Annotated in this window: 2 protein-coding genes; both read left to right on the plus strand. The window is 36.0% G+C overall.

What is annotated here, in order from left to right; genetic code table 11:
* Positions 1-631, plus strand: a 631-nt coding sequence (locus Q0296_RS08070) for a peptidylprolyl isomerase (RefSeq protein ID WP_298039130.1), incomplete at its 5' end; no start/stop codon positions are given.
* A gap of 6 nt (positions 632-637) precedes the next feature.
* A partial coding sequence (gene ftsA, locus Q0296_RS08075; RefSeq protein ID WP_298039133.1) for a cell division protein FtsA occupies positions 638-1,921 on the plus strand: 1,284 nt, incomplete at its 3' end.

Genomic DNA, 1,921 nt, shown 5'->3' on the forward strand with positions numbered 1-1,921 from the left:
CTATAACATAGAACAAAGCAAAACTAACGCTTTAGAAAAGTATGTAGCTGTTAAAAAAGCTGAACTTGCAACTAATGGTTTTGTAAGCGTAAATGAAGACAATGCTACTTTTTCACTTGATGAGATAAAGGGTGCAAAAGTTGGCGAAGTGATAAAACCATTTATCTACAAAGATGGCTATTTGATAGCTAGAATAAAAAGTATAACTCCTCCACAACCTATGAGCTTTGAACAAGCAAGAGCCAATGTGCTTGAAATTTATAAAAGTAAAAAAGAAAAAGAAATTTTAACAGCAAAAGCAAAAGATACTCTACAAAACTTTAAAGGCACAGATGTTGGCTTTGTTAGCAGAGAGGTAAATGGCTCTATTGCGGGCTTAAATGAGAGCGATACAAGAGCTTTTGTTTCTCAACTTTTTGACACTAACAACACAAAAGGTTATGTTATATTAGATGACAAAGCCGTAGTGTACGATATTTTGGAACAAAGATTGCTTACTAACAATATAAATAACAACTATAAGCAAATAACACAGCAAAATGTTGCAATGCTTAAAAACAACGAGTTGATAAAAGATTTAACAAACAAACTTCTAAAATATTATGAAGTTAAAGAATATGTCAAAAGGTAAATTATTTTGAGCACTAGAATTTTAGGTATAGATGTCGGCTCTTTTCAAATTTGTGCTGTTATAGCAGAGCATAATGAAGACGGCATAAAAATAATAGGAATAGGAACAGAAAAAGCACAAGGCATAAAAAAAGGTGCTATAAACAACATAGAGCTAGCAGCAAAGTCGATCAAAAATGCGCTCATAGAAGCACAAAGAGTTGCTGGTACAAAATATGAAAAAGTTGTAGTTTCTATATCTGGGAAATACACAAAAAGCGTAAACAGCAGCGGTGTGGTAAATATCCCAAATCATGAAATCGGCATAAGAGAGATCGAAAGAGCTATGCAAATGGCCGATCACAATGCCGAAACATCACAAGAATTTGAAAAACTTCATGTTTTACCATACAACTTCAAAGTAGACGGACAAGAATTTATAGAAGATCCTATCGGCATGAATGGCACTAGACTTGAAGTGCAAGCTCATATCATAAGCATACAAAAATCACAACTTAGCAACCTACGAAAAGCTGTAAATTTAGCTGGCGTACAGGTTGATAATGTCGTTCTTTCAGGTTATGCCTCAGCCATAGCAACTTTAACGAAAGACGAAAAAGAACTTGGCGTAGCTCTTATAGATATGGGTGGCGAAACATGTAACATGGTGGTGCATGCCGGAAATTCACTAAGATATAACTCATACCTACATGTTGGCTCTGCAAATATAACGATAGATCTTTCAATGGCACTTCACACGCCACTTCCAAAAGCTGAAGAGATCAAGCTGGAGTATGGCAAGCTTGTAAATAAATCAGTCGATCTAATAGAGCTTCCAAGACTTGGCGATGAGCAAAAAACACATGAAGTTTCACTAGACGTGATATCAAATGTTATCTCAGCTAGAGCAGAAGAGACTTTAATGGTACTTGCAAATATGCTCGAAGATAGCGGCTATAAAGAGTTAGTTGGCGCTGGCATAGTTCTAACTGGCGGCATGACAAAGCTTGACGGCCTAAAAGACCTAGCTTCTGCGATATTTGACAATATGCCTGTAAGAATAGCCAGACCAAAAGAGATGGACGGCCTATATGAAATTTTAAGAGAGCCGGCAAATTCTTGTGCTATCGGCCTATGTATGTATGGAGCTGGCGAATTTACACCTTATGAGATAGACTCTGAAAAGAAGATGAGATACAAAGGTGAGCTAAGATCAAAACCAAAAGCAAATTTTAATATATTTGAAGAAGAGAAAAAAGAGAAATTTGAGACAAAATTACAAGACAACAATGACTTTGAAGAGGGCATAGAG

This window comes from uncultured Campylobacter sp., from assembly GCF_937890585.1.
In the GTDB taxonomy this organism is placed as follows: Bacteria; Campylobacterota; Campylobacteria; order Campylobacterales; family Campylobacteraceae; genus Campylobacter_A.